The organism is Maricaulis alexandrii (genome assembly GCF_005871165.1).
Lineage (GTDB): Bacteria > Pseudomonadota > Alphaproteobacteria > Caulobacterales > Maricaulaceae > Maricaulis > Maricaulis alexandrii.
On sequence record NZ_SWKP01000006.1, the window covers coordinates 168181 to 183069 of the forward strand.

The 14889-nt window shown below is 64.6% G+C and carries 13 protein-coding genes; 10 read left to right on the top strand and 3 right to left on the bottom strand.

The window, feature by feature from the left end:
• Positions 1–4: 4 nt before the first annotated feature.
• Entirely contained in the window at positions 5–1723 is a 1719-nt protein-coding gene (locus FCS99_RS07130) for an amidase (RefSeq protein ID WP_138511395.1), read from the bottom strand.
• Between the two features lie 185 nt (positions 1724–1908).
• On the opposite strand from FCS99_RS07130, the gene FCS99_RS07135 reads away from it, so the two are divergent.
• The 4 genes from FCS99_RS07135 to FCS99_RS07150 all read left to right on the top strand — a co-directional run bounded on the left by FCS99_RS07135 (position 1909) and on the right by FCS99_RS07150 (position 4881).
• On the top strand, positions 1909–2838 hold the full coding sequence (locus FCS99_RS07135) for a hypothetical protein (protein WP_138511396.1): 930 nt from the start codon (positions 1909–1911) through the stop codon (positions 2836–2838).
• Between the two features lie 57 nt (positions 2839–2895).
• Positions 2896–3681, top strand: a complete 786-nt coding sequence (locus FCS99_RS07140) for a hypothetical protein (protein ID WP_138511397.1) — start codon at positions 2896–2898, stop codon at positions 3679–3681.
• A 127-nt stretch (positions 3682–3808) separates the two neighbouring features.
• Positions 3809–4135, top strand: a complete 327-nt coding sequence (locus tag FCS99_RS07145; RefSeq protein ID WP_138511398.1) for a hypothetical protein — start codon at positions 3809–3811, stop codon at positions 4133–4135.
• 74 nt (positions 4136–4209) lie between these two features.
• Positions 4210–4881: a glutathione S-transferase family protein gene (locus tag FCS99_RS07150; protein ID WP_138511399.1), complete on the top strand. Its 672-nt coding sequence runs from the start codon at positions 4210–4212 to the stop codon at positions 4879–4881.
• A gap of 82 nt (positions 4882–4963) precedes the next feature.
• Here the strand turns inward: FCS99_RS07150 and FCS99_RS07155 are convergent, their stop codons facing one another.
• Complete coding sequence (locus tag FCS99_RS07155) at positions 4964–6313, bottom strand: M20/M25/M40 family metallo-hydrolase (protein ID WP_407658276.1); 1350 nt, start codon at positions 6311–6313, stop codon at positions 4964–4966.
• Positions 6314–6479: 166 nt separating this feature from the next.
• Here FCS99_RS07155 and FCS99_RS07160 point away from each other — a divergent pair, with 166 nt between their 5' ends.
• Positions 6480–7382 carry a pirin family protein gene (locus FCS99_RS07160; RefSeq protein WP_138511401.1) on the top strand — a complete coding sequence of 301 codons (903 nt, stop codon included), beginning with the start codon at positions 6480–6482 and terminating at the stop codon, positions 7380–7382.
• Positions 7383–7388: 6 nt separating this feature from the next.
• Here FCS99_RS07160 and FCS99_RS07165 read toward each other — a convergent pair whose 3' ends face one another.
• Positions 7389–8420: a DUF2891 domain-containing protein gene (locus FCS99_RS07165; protein WP_233352698.1), complete on the bottom strand. Its 1032-nt coding sequence runs from the start codon at positions 8418–8420 to the stop codon at positions 7389–7391.
• A 308-nt stretch (positions 8421–8728) separates the two neighbouring features.
• Between FCS99_RS07165 and FCS99_RS07170 the strand changes: the two genes are divergently transcribed.
• The 5 genes from FCS99_RS07170 to thrC all read left to right on the top strand — a co-directional run bounded on the left by FCS99_RS07170 (position 8729) and on the right by thrC (position 14888).
• Positions 8729–10354, top strand: coding sequence for a phosphoenolpyruvate carboxykinase (locus FCS99_RS07170; RefSeq protein WP_138511403.1), 1626 nt, complete (start codon positions 8729–8731; stop codon positions 10352–10354).
• A gap of 235 nt (positions 10355–10589) precedes the next feature.
• The gene (locus tag FCS99_RS16095; RefSeq protein WP_171036277.1) at positions 10590–10739 is read left to right on the top strand and encodes a hypothetical protein; all 150 of its coding nucleotides are present in this window, start codon (positions 10590–10592) and stop codon (positions 10737–10739) included.
• A gap of 113 nt (positions 10740–10852) precedes the next feature.
• Positions 10853–12637: a homoserine dehydrogenase gene (locus FCS99_RS07175; RefSeq protein WP_138511404.1), complete on the top strand. Its 1785-nt coding sequence runs from the start codon at positions 10853–10855 to the stop codon at positions 12635–12637.
• A complete protein-coding gene (locus FCS99_RS07180; RefSeq protein ID WP_138511405.1) occupies positions 12634–13587 on the top strand; it encodes a homoserine kinase in 954 nt (317 codons plus the stop codon). Before FCS99_RS07175 ends, FCS99_RS07180 begins: the two co-directional genes overlap by 4 nt.
• Positions 13588–13589: 2 nt before the next feature.
• Positions 13590–14888, top strand: a complete 1299-nt coding sequence (gene thrC, locus FCS99_RS07185) for a threonine synthase (protein ID WP_138511406.1) — start codon at positions 13590–13592, stop codon at positions 14886–14888.
• Position 14889 lies beyond the last annotated feature (1 nt).

The following is a 14889-nucleotide window of genomic DNA, read 5'->3' on the forward strand; positions in this document are numbered from 1 at the left end:
TCAATCAGCTGAAGTCTGAAGGTCGTTCGTCCGAAACGCCGAGGCGCGCCTCCAGGGCCCGCCCCAGCGCGATCAGATTACCTTCCTCGAACAAGGGCGCCCACAGGCTGGTGGTCTGCGGAACACGGAAGCGCGGCCCATCAGCACCGGGCTGTTCACCACCGAAAATCGTCCGCGAGGGCTGGTCGGAGAAGCCGGAGCGGAAGGCCAGTTGCGGATGGCCGGTATAATTGGTAATGACCAGCATGCCGCCGGCATAATTGGGCCCGATCATCGCATCAAGCCCTTGGAAAATCTCATGCATATCCTGCATCACCTGACGGCGGAGCCGGTCGATATTGATCAGGTCGACCGCTGAGATGAAACGGGCCCGGCGCCAGGTATTGGGCCAGGCGGCCGGGGCCTGCCAGCTCAGCGTATCATCCTCGCCGGACAGGGTCAGATGCTCGAAGGCGGCCGCGGATTCCGCTTCCACAACGGCGTAGAGCGCATCGATCGGACGCTCGGGCAGCGTGACCTCGACCAGGTCCACACCGGCATCACGGGCGGCCTGCAAAGCGGCCCGATCGGCATCAGAACCGGACTCAAACCATGCCGGGACATAACCGACACGCATGCCCCGCACATCCATTCCGGCATCAATATCCAATCCCATCGGGATCGATCCGGCATCGGCTGCATCATGGCCATTGATCGCGGACAGGACGAAGCCGGTGTCCTCTACCGCGCGGCCGATCGGACCGATCTTGTCGAGCGACCAGCACAGCGCCATGGCCCCGGCCCGGGACACGCGCCCGAAGGTCGGGCGCAGCCCGGTCGTGCCACAGCGATTGGAGGGCGAAACGATGGACCCCAGCGTCTCGGTTCCGATGGCAAAGCCGACCAGGCCGGCCGCAGTCGCGGACGCGGAACCGGCACTGGAGCCGGAGGAGCCTTCATTCGGGTTAAAGGGATTGCGCGTCAGCCCGTCGAACCAGCGATCCCCATAGGCAATGGCACCATTGGTCGTCTTGCCCAGCAGAACGGCCCCGGCCTCGCGCAGAAGGCCGGCAATATGGGCGTCGGTGTCCGCGACCCGGTCCCGCCAGGGTTCGGCCCCCCAGGTGGCGGGAATGCCGGCGACATCGATAATGTCCTTCATGCCGTAGGGAATGCCGTGCAGCGGACCGCGATAGCGTCCGGCGGCCAGATCGGCATCACAGGCATCCGCCTCGGCCCGGGCCACATCCGCAGTGACTGTCACGAAGCACTCCAGCCGGCCGGCATGCTGGTCGATGCGGGACAGGTAGATCTCGGTAAGACGGCGTGAGGACAGCGCCCCGCTGGCAATCCAGGCGGAGAGTTTCCAGACCGGTGCAAAGGCGATGTCGGAATCGTTCGACGGCAGCGGACCGGGCTCGGTGCCGGACGGTGTCAGGCCGGCGATCTGGTCGCGGAAGCCGATACCGGGCAGGCGCGGATCGAAGACGGTGGCCGGGGACAGATCATTGGGTTTGTCGACGGCCCGCAGGCGGGATTTCTGGGCGATCCAGTCGTCGATTTCCAGCACGACCTGTTCGCGCTCGGCATCCGTATAGCTGATGTCGAACAAGGCCTCGGCACACTGGACGGTCTCGGCGGTGACGCGCTCCTGGCCGAAAGCGGCACCGGCCGTGCCGGCGGTCATGGCCGCGATGGTGCCGCCCATGAGCAGATTGCGGCGGCCAGAATCGAATGCGGTCATGGATTTCCCCCCGATTATCCTCGCCGGAAAACTGGGCTGGTCCGGGGTCCAGTTCAATCCCGGCCATCGCGTGGATGAACACTTTCACCCACAAATTGCCTTAATCCGCCCCATTTCACTTCACAATTGATCATTAACCCTAATTCACGTGCCCATCCGGGCTCTTCAATGCGGGGGGAGAGGCCATGCCCTTGGATCAAACTATCCTGGACCGGAATGAGTTCCGTGACGATGACATCGTCGAACTGCGTCCGGACATCGCCGAATTTCGAGATACGCGGTCACCGGCCGCCATGATTGCGCTGTCGCGCGCCTCGGCCATCGCCCGCGCACGGCTCGCCGATCTGCGCAAATTCCGCCGCACCTGGGGCGGCGCCGTGGACGATACCGCCGGCACCGACGCCAAGCCGGCGATCAAACCGATCGACCGCGCGGCCATCTACCCGCAATCCCACATCCTGCACTTTTCCGTGCTGGCCACGCTGGTCCTGTTCGAGGGCCTGGCCAATGCCTATTTCTTCTCGAAGGGCTCCGATCTGGGTCTGCTGGGCGGCTGGCTGCAAGCCATCACCGTCTCCTTCACCAATGTGATCGCCGCCTTCTTCCTGGTCGGCTTCATCGGCCTGCGCCACATGTCCAACCGTCACAAGCCGATCCTGGCCGGTCTGGCCGCCGTGGGTGTGGGCATCACCGTGATCGCCCTGCTGATGCTGAACCTGACCGCCTCGCACTTCCGCGACCTGCTGGAATTCAATGCGGCGACGCTGGCGCTGGGCGGTGCGGAAACCACCGGCACCGTGCTGACGCCGGTCACCGAGGCGCGCACCAACCCGTTCGGCATCGAGACGCTGGAAGCGCTGCTGCTCTTCGTGCTGGGCTCGACATTTGCCGTCATCGCCGCCTTCAAGGGCCGCACATTCGACGATGCCATTCCCGGCTATGGCGGTGTCACCCGCCGCCTGGAAACCGCGTCCCGCGACCTGGAAAAGGCGCTGGAAGCCGGCTGGAAAGACGCCAAGAAACTCTCCCAGGGTGAGCTGGAAGACCTGGTCGAGGCGAAAAACCTGCTGGACGAGATCTGCAACGATCTGGCCGGACCGGGCGAGCAGCGTTAAGCTTGTTTCCACTGGCGGCGCGAAGCCGCCAGCGGGGACACCAGCGACGGAGGGGGCATGTCCGGACGCGACGCCATCGGGCTTTTCAATCTGGCAATCATTGCGGTGGTCGTTGGCGCCATCAGCTATGCCGCCTTTGTCCTCAAACCGGCCGAGTATGACAGCCAGACCCTGTGCTTGGCCGACACGGTGCCGCCGCACCGCGTGGTGGTGATCGACAAGACCGATCTCTACTCCCCGCAGCAGGCCGACAGTATCGCCGATCTGATCCTGCATGAACGGGATGCCCTTGCGGTCGGCGAACGCCTTTCCCTGTACGAACTCAATGAAAGCGGCGAACTGCGCAATACCAACCGGTTCTCGCTGTGCAATCCGGGTGCGGGCGAGCAGGTGAACCCGCTCTATCGCAATCCCGAACGCATCCAGGCGCGCTATGAGGCCCTGTTCGCGGATCCGCTGGACCGGGCCCTGGCCGATCTGGTGACCCCCAAGGACGCGCCCTCTTCCCCGATCATCGAGGCTCTGGCCCGCCTGGGCCTGGATCCCGCCTTCGACCGCACGGCCCCGGGCCGACGCATCGTGCTGGTCTCCGACATGCTGCAGAATTCGGACGTGTTCTCGGTCTATGGCCGCCGTCGCGCCTTCGAGAACCGGGTTCCGCCGGTCGAAGAAGTGGCCGCCGCCATCCGCGACACCTATGGCGACAGCCTGCGGGGTGTTCAGCTGGAAATCCGCCTCATCCCCCGGGAAAACTGGGAGATGGAACAGCGCGGCATCCTGATGGACTACTGGAATGCGGTCTTCCAGCAATTGGGCATTCGCGCCTACTGGGCCGACATCTGACCCCCTCTGCGCAGTTTTCCACATCCCAGACCCGTGGATGCATAGGATATGCATTCACCTGAATCAGCCGGTGCCACACAATATCTTGTGTTCGGTGATTTGATCACCGCTATCGATTGGGTGAGCCATGCCGTTTCCGGCGCTGAAACATGACCGGTCCGCAGAGGGTCTGACGGCCGAGGCCCGGGTCCTGGCCGACAAGGACATCCTTACCTTCTGTGCCCGTCAGCCGCACCTGCTCGAACTGGCCTATTGCCTGGCCGACCATGGTCACACCCATGTCGGGCATGTGGCCCAACTCAGCCTCTACACCATCATGGATTTCGCCGGCGGCCACCGGGCCCTGGCTGAGGAACTGCAGCACCGCTTCAATCATGCCGGGCTCGGCCTGGGGCTTGATCTGCCCGGATGGCGGGCTCCGGCGGGTGATGAAATTGCCCCGCTGATCGACTGACACACCAGGCATTGCCCTGCGGGGTCAGCAGCCTATCTTCCCGGTCAAGGACATAACCAACCGGGACGACCGCCATGATAACGGTGCATCACCTCAACAACTCCCGCTCCCAACGCGTGCTCTGGCTGCTGGAAGAGATCGGAACCGATTACACGATCGAGAAATACATGCGCGATGCCCAGACCATGCGCGCACCCGCCTCTCTCAAAGCGGTCCATCCGCTGGGCAAGTCACCGGTGATCACGGACGGGGACATCACCGTCGCCGAGTCCGGCGCGATCGTTGAATACCTGGTTGATACCTATGCGACCCAGCTCAAGCCGGATGCCGGCACCCCCGCCCATCGCGCCTATGTCTACTGGATGCATTTTTCCGAAGGTTCGGCCATGCCGCCCATGCTGATCCGGCTCCTGGTCGACCAGATCGGCAAGGCCAAGATGCCCTTCTTCGCCAAACCGATTGCCAAATCCATCGTGGCCCGTTTGCGTGCCTTCGTGGATCCGGAGATCGACAATATTTTCCGCTATATCGAGGACGTACTCGGTCAATCGGACTGGCTGGCTGGCGACAGCTTCACCGCCGCCGACATCCAGATGAGCTTCCCGCTGGAAGCGGCCTCGGCTCGGGCCGGTATCGACAAGACAACCTATCCCAACATCCATGCCTGGCTGGACCGGATTCATTCCCGCCCCGCCTATGCGCGCGCCCTGGAAAAGGGTGGTGAATACGGGATTGTCGGCAGCTAGAGCGCCACGATTGCGAGACGCCAAGAAAAAAGGCGGGCCGGTCATCCGGTCCGCCTTTCTGCTGTCTCGGTTGGGGCCGGGCCTAGTCGTCGGCCGCGTCCCGGAAGTCCACGTCCAGCTCGGCGGCGAGATAGACCAGGGCGGCATAGGCCGCGACGTTCTGGGCCAGCTCGTCCGGGTCAATCTTGTCGAGCGTGTCATCCGGCGTGTGGTGCAGGTCGAAATAGTCCGTGCCGTTCTGGTTGAGACGGACGGTCGGCACGCCGGCGGCCGCCAGCGGGATGATATCCGGCCCGCCACCGGGCACATCGGACCCGCCGCGGATGATCCCCAGCGGCGCAATGATGCGGCCGATCTCGTCGACGGCCGGATTGGCCTCGCCGGACACGTTGGACACCAATTGCCAGATCGTCCGGGCGCCAAAGTCGGATTCGGTGGCCAGGACATGGTTCTCCAGCTCGTCGGCATGCTGTTCGGCATAGGCAAAGGCGCCCAGAAGACCGACTTCCTCGGCCCCGAACATGACCACACGGATGGTGCGGCGCGGACGCTCGGGCAGATCGGCGATCAAGGCCGCCGCGGCCGTCGTAATGGCCACACCGGCGCCGTCATCGACCGCACCCGTACCCAGATCCCAGCTGTCCAGATGGCCGCCGATCAGGACGATCTCTTCCGGATTTTCCCGGCCGGTCAGTTCCAGCACGACATTGCCGCTGGTCACTTCACCATGCCATCCGGCGGTGGAGTCGATGCTCAGCGCGATCGGCGTACCCGAATTGTGCAGGCGGCGCAGATGGTCGGCATCGGGATTGGAGACGGCGATCACCGGGATTTCGGCCCAGCGGCCATTCATGGCGCTCATCATGCCCGTATGCGGGAAACGGTGGCTGTCCGAGCCCACCGAGCGCACGACCAGGGCTTCCGCCCCGGCACGCTCGGCATGCTGCCAGCCGATGCGGCGACGCTGATTGGCGGGCCCGTAACCGGCACCGGTCTGGCTGGGGACCATGATGTCGCCATCGATGAAGGCAATCCGGCCCTCCAGAGCGCCATCCTCAACCGCGATCAGGTCATCCACCGTGCGGAAATAGACGATCTCCGCCTCGAACTCCCCCGTGCCGGACCCGCCCAGGGCGGTGCCGTAGAGGTCCTGCTCATAGGGCGCGGTCATGGTGATGCTCAGCTCGCCACGATCCCAGAAGGGCATGGTGAAGCCTTCCACGTCCACCCGGTCGAACCCCAGCTCGGTGCCGAGCGCCTCACCCCAGGCACGGGCCCGGGCTTCGGCTTCGGAACCGGCCAGGCGCGGCCCGACGTCCGTGGTCAGGGATTCCACGATCTCGTAACCCAGATCACTCTCCAGCGCGGTCTCGACCAGAGCCTGCGCCGTGGCGGCGTTTTCCGCCGGGATCTCGAAGCGCTCCTGACCCATTGTTTCCGCAGACAGAAAAACGGTCATTCCAAGCGCGATAATTGCTTTCATCGGGACCTCCCCACACATTGGACGGACGCCACTATGATGGCCTGAAGCGCTGGCGCAAGTGATGCCGGTGTAATCCGAGACGGAAGCCGGGACAGCCCGGCCAGGGAGAGATGCGATGACAACGACACTGACACGGATCATCAAGGGACGGACCCGCGATCTGGGCGGTTTTGAAGTGAAACGCGTCCTGCCCGCCCCCGGCCACCGGATGGTCGGCCCGTTCATCTTCTTCGACCAGATGGGTCCGGCCCGGTTCGAGCCGGGCCATGGCATTGATGTCCGCCCGCACCCGCATATCGGTCTGGCCACGGTGACCTATCTGTTCGACGGCGCGCTGGGCCATCGCGACAGTCTGGGCGTGGAACAGGTGATCCGCCCGGGTGATGTGAACTGGATGACGGCCGGGCGCGGCGTGGTGCACTCCGAACGCACACCGCCGGAAGAACGCGAGGCCGGACACGACATGTTCGGCATCCAGACCTGGGTGGCGCTGCCGGAAGACAAGCAGGACATGGAGCCGGCCTTTTTCCACCATGGTGCCGACAGCCTGCCGCGCTTCACGCGGGACGGGATCGATTATGTGCTCATCCTGGGCACGGCCTGGGATGAGACGTCACCGGTCGAGGTCTTCTCGCCGATCGTCTACCTGCATGGAGAAGCACCGGCCGGCTCGACCAGCCGGATCGATTTGGAGCATGAGGAAGTCTCCATCTATCTGGTGACCGGCGATATCAGCATCGACGGCCAATCCCTCGTGCCCGGCGAAATGGCGGTGCTGGAGCCCGGTGCGAGCGCCGAACTGAGCGCAAAGGCCGACAGCCGGATCATGATTTCCGGCGGCGCGCCCCTGGGGCCGCGCCTGATCGACTGGAATCTGGTCTCAACCGACCAGGCCCATATCGACCAGGCCCGTCAGGACTGGGCGATGGCGGCCGAGACGAACTTCCCGGAGACAGGCCGTTTCACCCTGCCGCCGCACGAGCACGAGCACATTCCCCTGCCCGCCAAGCCGGGCTAGCGCGTGCTATTCTGAAGCGGCCGGCGCTTCCCGGCCGCGACCGGTGACGTAATAGGTCGCGAAACTGGCCAGCCAGTGACCGCCGGCATAATCATCCCCGGTCACGGAAGCGGTCCCGGTTTCGCCATGCGCCTGGGCGGCGGCCAGCAGGGACGGGATGCGGGCATCCCCCTCCGGCAGGGCATGGGCGATAGCGTCGAGATTCCAGGCCCGCGACAGGTTCACACCGTCCAGATGGACCAGCTTGCCGTCACTCGGATCGAGCACCTGACCAGGCTCCAGCCAGTCCGCGCTGCCATCCGTCGGGATGCCCGGCAGGAAGTCCGTCAGCCAGGCTGCGAACTCGGCCTGCGGCAGAACGCGACGCATCAGGTCCGCCTCCATCAGACAGGGTGAGAGGAAGTCCTCGCCGGAGGGTTCATATCCGATCGGGCAGTTCACATCCCCTTCGTGAAAAGACAGGGTTTTCTCGACCAGCATCACCTCGAGTTCCTCATCCCCGGCGGTCCGGGCCCAGTCCAGCGCCAGGGCAAAGCCGAAGGCGGACTGGTTGTGGGTACCGATCCGGATCGGGTAGAGCAGGTTCGGCAGCCAGCTGCGATACCGTTCGGCCACGACCTCGACCAAGGGGGTCAGGGCGGTGCGCCAGCGCTCGGCTCGCGGATCATCCCATTCACGCAATTCCATATCCAGCTGAAGCAACCAGGCCAGGCCATAGGGGCGTTCATAGGAGGCCCGGCCCTCACCCTGGAAATAAGCCACTTCGCCGATCATGGTGTCCGCATTGAGATTGGCGTCCAGCGCAGCCGTCGCCGCCTCGGCCAGCGGATTGTCCGGATCCTCGCGCAGCAGGCGGACAATCAGCCAATGGCCATGCACGGCCGAATGCCAGTCATAGCAACCGTAAAAGGCCGGATGGAGTTCGCGCGGGGTGAGCGCGTCCGAATCCGACTGCAGCACGTGAGAGATCTTGTTCGGGTATTCGCGCTGCACGCAGTCCAGGGCAAGCTGGAGAAAGTGCTGATTTTGATTTGTCATGGCCTCATCAGCCTGTGCTTGAGCGATGTCGCTGCAATGAAACGTAAAAATCGCAATGGCGCTCAAAAATGTTCGCGATAACATGGACTTCCCCGGGCTTTGCTTTCAATTTCCCTCGTGCCGTAAGGGCTTTTCCACCCCCCGGCGATCTGCTACCGCGATCATACAAAAGCATTCGGATTGACTGGCAAGCTTATTGCTGGAGTCCGGACATAAACGCGCGTGACGGATGCTCTGCAGACCGTTCGCCACGAGGAAAGTGACCCATCCGGACGGCCCAAGGCCCCGGATTCACTGGGGGAAGACAAATGTCCAATACAGAGGTCCGCGACGGCGGGCTCGAGGGTCTGGGTATCAAGGCCGGTCAGGTGAATCTGAACTGGAATGAAGCCCGTCTTTATGAAGAAGCCGTCCGGCGTGGCGAAGGCGAGGTTGCGGAAGGCGGCCCGCTCGTCGTGAAGACCGGCGCCCATACGGGCCGGTCCGCCAAGGACAAGTTCACGGTCCGCGATGCGGAGACCGAGGACCAAGTCTGGTGGGACAGCAATGCCGCCATCACACCGGAGAATTTCGAAGCCCTGTGGCAGGATTTCCAGGCCCACATGGAAGGCAAGGAAGTCTTCGTCCAGCAATTGTTCGGCGGTGCCGATCTCGATCATCGCCTGCCCGTGCGCGTGGTCAATGAACTGGCCTGGCACTCGCTCTTCATCCGGCACCTGCTTCGCGTGCCGGAGGCTGACGAATATGCCGGTTTCGACGCCAAATTCACGATCATCAACCTGCCGAGCTTCAAGGCCGATCCAGCCCGTCATGGCTGCCGGTCGGAGACGGTGATCGCGGTCGACTTCAATCGCCGCATGGTGCTGATCGGTGGTACATCCTATGCCGGCGAGACCAAGAAGTCGGTCTTCACCATCCTCAATTATCTGCTGCCCAAGAAGAAGATCATGCCGATGCACTGCTCGGTGAATGTCGGCGACAGGGATGACGCCGCGATCTTCTTCGGCCTGTCGGGAACCGGAAAGACCACCCTCTCCGCCGACGCCTCCCGCACCCTGGTGGGCGATGACGAGCATGGCTGGTCGGAGAACGGACTCTTCAATTTCGAGGGCGGTTGCTACGCCAAGATGATCCGCCTGTCGGCCGAGGCCGAGCCGGAAATCTTCGCGACCACCAAGATGTGGGGCACGGTGCTGGAAAACGTGGTCATGGACCCGGTCTCCCGCCAGCTCGACCTCGATGACGGATCCCTGGCCGAGAATAGCCGCGGCGCCTATCCGATGAGCGCCATTCCGAACGCGTCGGAGACCGGACGCTGTGGCCAGCCGAAAAACCTGGTCATGCTGACCTGCGACGCGTTCGGTGTCATGCCGCCGATCGCCAAGCTGACCCCGGCGCAGGCCATGTACCATTTCCTGTCCGGCTATACCGCCAAGGTGGCCGGCACGGAAAAGGGCGTGACCGAGCCGTCGGCGACCTTCTCGACCTGTTTCGGGGCGCCCTTCATGCCGCGTCACCCCAGCGAGTACGGCAATCTGCTGCGCGAGCTGATCGCCGAACATGATGTGGATTGCTGGCTGGTCTCCACCGGCTGGACGGGCGGCGCCTATGGGGCCGGCCAGCGCATGCCGATCAAGGCCACGCGCGGCCTGCTCAATGCGGCCCTGGACGGATCGCTGAATGCGGCCCAGTTCCGCGAAGACCCCAATTTCGGCTTCATGGTGCCGGTCTCCGTGCCGGGCGTGGATGACAGCATCCTCGACCCGCGTTCCACCTGGTCGGACCCCGCAGCCTATGACGCCCAGGCCGCCAAGCTGGTCGCCATGTTCGTCGAAAATTTCAAAACCTTCGACGCCCATGTCAGCCCGGAAGTCCGGGCCGCCGCGCCGAAACTGCGCGAACGCGCCAAGACGCTGGAAACAGCCGCAGAATAGCGTTTCCACAGAGCGCGACAGGAACAGCCCCGGCCGATCGGCCGGGGCTTTTTCATGCCCGGAAACCGGTGAGGCAAGATTTTTCTGTTAGGAATATCTTGAGAGAAAATATTGCACGAATGACAGCTGAAACCGGGTTGTCACAAAAAAACTGTTTGACCCAGGCTCTCAAATGCGCCTTTCTTGGCACGAATTCGCAAACGCAGCACAACGCCGCGTCATGGAAACGACCGACATGCAACGCCAGTTGATGATCCTCGACAGCCTCACGACCCAGACCGCCACCGGTCTGTCCGGTCTCGGCTGCGCGATCGATGGCGGCCTCGGTACCATTACCATGATTACCACGACCTCCTGGACACGGGGGGCGGCCGGCGTGCGCTAGCGGTTAATCAAGAACCGCAACACACCGAACCCGCTCCCCGGCCCCGGGAAGCGGGTTTTTTCATGCCCGATTTTCAGACTTCACCTTCACCGACAGACCCAAGGACCCAGATCATGCCCCTCGACCTCGATGCCCGAAAACCGCTGAAGCTTTGTGTGCTCAAATTCGGCAGTTCCGTTCTCCAGAAGCCGGATGACTATGCCCGCGCTGCCCACGAGATCTACCGCCATACGCGCAATGGCGAGAAAGTTGTCGCGGTGGTCTCCGCACTCGAGGGAGAAACCGATTCCCTGTTCGCTGTCGGTGGCGATGTCGGGGAAGGATGTTCCGACGCCCTGCTCGCCCGCCTCGTGCGCTGCGGCGAGCTGAAGTCTGCAGCCCTGATGGGTCTGGCGCTGCAGCGCTCCGGCGTTCCGTCTGCCGTTCTGGATCCGCACGAGATGGATTTGCAGGCTGAAGGTGAAGCCCTGGACGCCAATCTGACCGGGCTGGATGCCGACCGGGTTCTCGCCCATTTCGAAAGCGCCGATGTCATCGTGGCACCCGGTTTCTTCGGTGAGGGCGTCGAGGGGCCCGTCACCCTGGGCCGCGGTGGGACCGACCTGACGGCGGTGGAGTTCTCGCACTGGCTGGGCGCCGACCGCGTCCGCCTGATCAAGGATGTCGACGGGGTCTATACGGATGACCCGGCCAAGAACCCGGAGGCCGTCCGTCTCGACCAGCTGGACTATGATGAAGCGGCCAAGGTGAGCCGCGGCCTGGTACAGGAAAAGGCCATCTTCCGCGCCAAGCAGAACAATGTCGTGATCGAAGTCGCGGCCCTGGGCAGCCCGTTCGCCACGCGCATCGCCGCCGTGGAGAAACAGGCCGGCCCGGTGGAAACGCCCAAGCGCCTGCGCGTCGCCGTCCTCGGCCACGGCGCTGTCGGTGCCGGTGTCTGCTCCCACTTGCTCGCCCATCCCGGCCGGTTCGAACTGGGCCCGGTCCTCGTGCGCGATCCGGACCAGCACGCCGCCAACGCCCCTGAGCTTCGCTTCACCAGTGATCCGGCCGAGGCCCTGGAGGGCAATCCGGACATCGTGGTTGAAGCCATGGGCGGCACGGACATCGCCCGCTCGCTGAGCCAGACCGTGCTGCGCGAGGGCCATCATCTCGTCTCCGCCAACAAGGCCGTCGTGGCCCTGGACCTGGAACGCCTGCACGATCTCGCCCGCCAGCATGGGCGGGAGCTGAAATACTCGGCCGCTGTCGGCGGCGGTGTGCCGGTGCTCGAACTGATCGACCTGCTCGGCGCCCAGGGCTCCATCCTGTCCGTCGAGGGCGTGATGAACGGGACGTGCAATTTCATCTTCGGCCAAATGCAGAAAGGGGTCCGCCTCGCCGAAGCCGTCTCCGAGGCCCAGCGCCTGGGCTTTGCCGAGGCCGATCCGAGCACGGATCTGGACGGTCTCGACGCGGCCGACAAACTCTCCATCATCATCCGTCACGCCTTCGGCGTAACCCTGGCGCCCGACCAGATCGCCTGCGAGAGCCTGAATGATCTGAGCGCCCAGCGGATCAAGGCGGTTCAGGAACAGGGCCTGGTGTTCAAACAGGTGGCCCGTTGTGAAGTCACGGCCGACGGCCGGGTCGAGGCCCGGGTCGATATCGAGGCCCTGCCGCCGGAACATCCGTTTGCGGGCCTGGTGAATGAAGGCAATGGCTTTCTCATCCGCATGCCCCAGCGGACGGTCTCCGTGCAAGGCAAGGGCGCCGGACGCTGGCCCACTGCCGAAGCCGTGTTTGCCGACATCATGGACATCCAGCGCGCCTATCTGTCCGGGGATCTGCACGCGTCTCCCTTGCAGGAAACCCCGCTGAGCCGTATTCCGCGAATGTCGTCGGGACAGGTCGCATGAAAGCCAAGCTCAATACCGCACGTGCCAGCGCACCGGCCAGTGTCGGCAATGTCGGCGTCGGATTCGATGTGCTCGGGCTCGCCTTCGATGCCGCCCGGGACACGGTCTCGGTCACGGTCGAGGCCCAGCGCGGTGTCCGCCTGGGTCAGGTGAGCGGCCTGGTCGACAGCCTGCCCGCCGCAACCGACCGCAATTGCGCCCTTGCCGCGGCGGCCGCCGTGCTCGATGCCGCCAAGGCCGATTTCGGCCTGCGGGTCGATGTGCACAAGGGCGTGCCGCTGAGTGCCGGCATGGGCGGGTCCGCGGCGTCTGCCGTGGCCGCCGCCGGTGCCGCCAATGCGGTACTCGCCGAAGCCTTCTCGCCGGAGGCCCTGCTGCCTCTGGCCATGGAAGGCGAGAAAGTTTCCGCCGATCCGCCCCCCTGGGACAATGTCATGGCCGCCCTGCATGGCGGGCTCGTCCTGGCGGCACGGCTGGACCCTCCGCTTATCCGCAGGCTGCCCCTTCCCTCCGGGGTGGCCTGCATCCTTTTTCATCCCAAGCGGAAGATCGAAACCCAACAGGCCCGTGACCTGCTCGCCCCTGATGTGGCGCGCGGTACGGCGCTGGAGCATTCTCGCAACATGGCCGCCTTCGTGGCCGGCTGTGTCACCAATGATCTCGACCTCGTCGCCAGCGGTTTGAAGGACATCTTCATCGAGCCCCAGCGCCTGCCCCTGCTTCCGGAACTCGGTGATGTCCAGGCGGCCGCCCTGGAGGCGGGCGCACTCGGCTGTTCCTTCTCCGGATCGGGACCCTCCGTCTTTGCCTGGGCGCGCACCGAGGATCGGGACCGCGTGGAAAGCGCGATGGCCGCGGCCTTTGCCCTGGCCGATTGCGAAGCCAAGGCCTATGCCGCGCCGCTGGATTCGTCCGGCTTGCGGATCGAACTGCTCGAACAGGTGGGCTGAGCATGCTGTACCAATCTACGCGGGGCCAGGCGCCCAAGGTGACCGCCGACGCAGCGCTGAAGGCCGGCGCCGCGCCCGATGGCGGCCTCTACCTGCCCGAAGCCCTGCCTGGGCTAAATCTCGCAGCGCTTGAGGCCACGACAGGCCTGGGCGATCTGGGCTGCATCATGCTGGCTCCCTTCTTTGCGGACTCCCCGCTGGACGGGCAGGCCCCGGCGATCTGCGCCGATGCGTTCAACTTCCCCGCCCCGCTGGTGCAGCCGGATCCGGATCAACACGACCTGCAAGTGCTGGAGCTGTTTCACGGCCCGACCGGCGCTTTCAAGGATTTCGGCGCGCGCTTCCTGTTCCGCTGTTTCTCGGCCCTGGGCCAGGGTGCGGAAACGCCCATCACGGTCCTGGTCGCGACCTCCGGCGATACCGGCGGGGCCGTCGGTTGTGCCGCGGAAGGCCTGCCGGGCACCCGCGCGGTCATCCTGTTTCCCAAGAGCCGGATCTCCGCTTTCCAGGAGCATCAATTGTGCTGCTGGGAACCGCCGGTGGAAGCCCTGCGCGTGGAAGGTGATTTCGATACCTGCCAAGCCCTGGTGAAGGCCGCTTTCGCGGACAAGGCCCTGAGCGCGGAGCATGCCCTCACCTCGGCCAATTCCATCAGCATCGGCCGGCTCCTGCCGCAAATGGTCTACTGGGCCCGCGCCGCACTGGATGTGTACGCCCGGACCGGCAAAAAGCCGGGCCTGGTGATCCCCACCGGCAATCTGGGCAATGCGCTGGCCGCGCTGATGGCGCGGGAGCTGGGCCTGCCGATCGGACCGGTCGTGCTGGCGACCAATGCCAATGCCACGCTGGCGGACTGGCACGCCTCCGGCCAGTATGAGGCCCGCCCCTCCATCGCCACGATCGCCAATGCCATGGACGTCGGCGCGCCGAGCAATTTTGAACGGTTGGCCGGTCTGGCCGAGGCCCGTATCGATGGCGTGGAGCGGGTGACGGATGAGGCGATCCGCGCCCGGATGAAGCAGGTTTTCGAGACGACCGGCTATGTCGCCTGCCCGCACACCGCCACGGCCCTGGAAGCCCATGCCCGTATTCCGGCAGACCAGAAAGCCGAACGCCCCTGGGTGCTCGGTGCCACCGCCCATCCGGCCAAGTTCGCCGATGTGGTGGAACCGGTCATCGGCCGGACGGTCGATCTGCCGCCAGCCCTCGCCGACGTTCTGGAGCGGCCGGTGCGCGTCCGGGATATTCCCGGCTCATCGGACGCGCTGGCCCGGGCTCTGGAGAGCGGTGTTCCGGCCTGAG

What these genes read in the sequence shown, in the direction of transcription:
- FCS99_RS07130 (WP_138511395.1), bottom strand. Translation starts at nt 1,723, where the DNA reads ATGACCGCATTCGATTCTGGCCGCCGCAATCTGCTCATGGGCGGCACC.
- FCS99_RS07135 (WP_138511396.1), top strand. Translation starts at nt 1,909, where the DNA reads ATGCCCTTGGATCAAACTATCCTGGACCGGAATGAGTTCCGTGACGAT.
- FCS99_RS07140 (WP_138511397.1), top strand. Translation starts at nt 2,896, where the DNA reads ATGTCCGGACGCGACGCCATCGGGCTTTTCAATCTGGCAATCATTGCG.
- FCS99_RS07145 (WP_138511398.1), top strand. Translation starts at nt 3,809, where the DNA reads ATGCCGTTTCCGGCGCTGAAACATGACCGGTCCGCAGAGGGTCTGACG.
- FCS99_RS07150 (WP_138511399.1), top strand. Translation starts at nt 4,210, where the DNA reads ATGATAACGGTGCATCACCTCAACAACTCCCGCTCCCAACGCGTGCTC.
- FCS99_RS07155 (WP_407658276.1), bottom strand. Translation starts at nt 6,313, where the DNA reads ATGGGTCAGGAGCGCTTCGAGATCCCGGCGGAAAACGCCGCCACGGCG.
- FCS99_RS07160 (WP_138511401.1), top strand. Translation starts at nt 6,480, where the DNA reads ATGACAACGACACTGACACGGATCATCAAGGGACGGACCCGCGATCTG.
- FCS99_RS07165 (WP_233352698.1), bottom strand. Translation starts at nt 8,420, where the DNA reads ATGACAAATCAAAATCAGCACTTTCTCCAGCTTGCCCTGGACTGCGTG.
- FCS99_RS07170 (WP_138511403.1), top strand. Translation starts at nt 8,729, where the DNA reads ATGTCCAATACAGAGGTCCGCGACGGCGGGCTCGAGGGTCTGGGTATC.
- FCS99_RS16095 (WP_171036277.1), top strand. Translation starts at nt 10,590, where the DNA reads ATGCAACGCCAGTTGATGATCCTCGACAGCCTCACGACCCAGACCGCC.
- FCS99_RS07175 (WP_138511404.1), top strand. Translation starts at nt 10,853, where the DNA reads ATGCCCCTCGACCTCGATGCCCGAAAACCGCTGAAGCTTTGTGTGCTC.
- FCS99_RS07180 (WP_138511405.1), top strand. Translation starts at nt 12,634, where the DNA reads ATGAAAGCCAAGCTCAATACCGCACGTGCCAGCGCACCGGCCAGTGTC.
- thrC (WP_138511406.1), top strand. Translation starts at nt 13,590, where the DNA reads ATGCTGTACCAATCTACGCGGGGCCAGGCGCCCAAGGTGACCGCCGAC.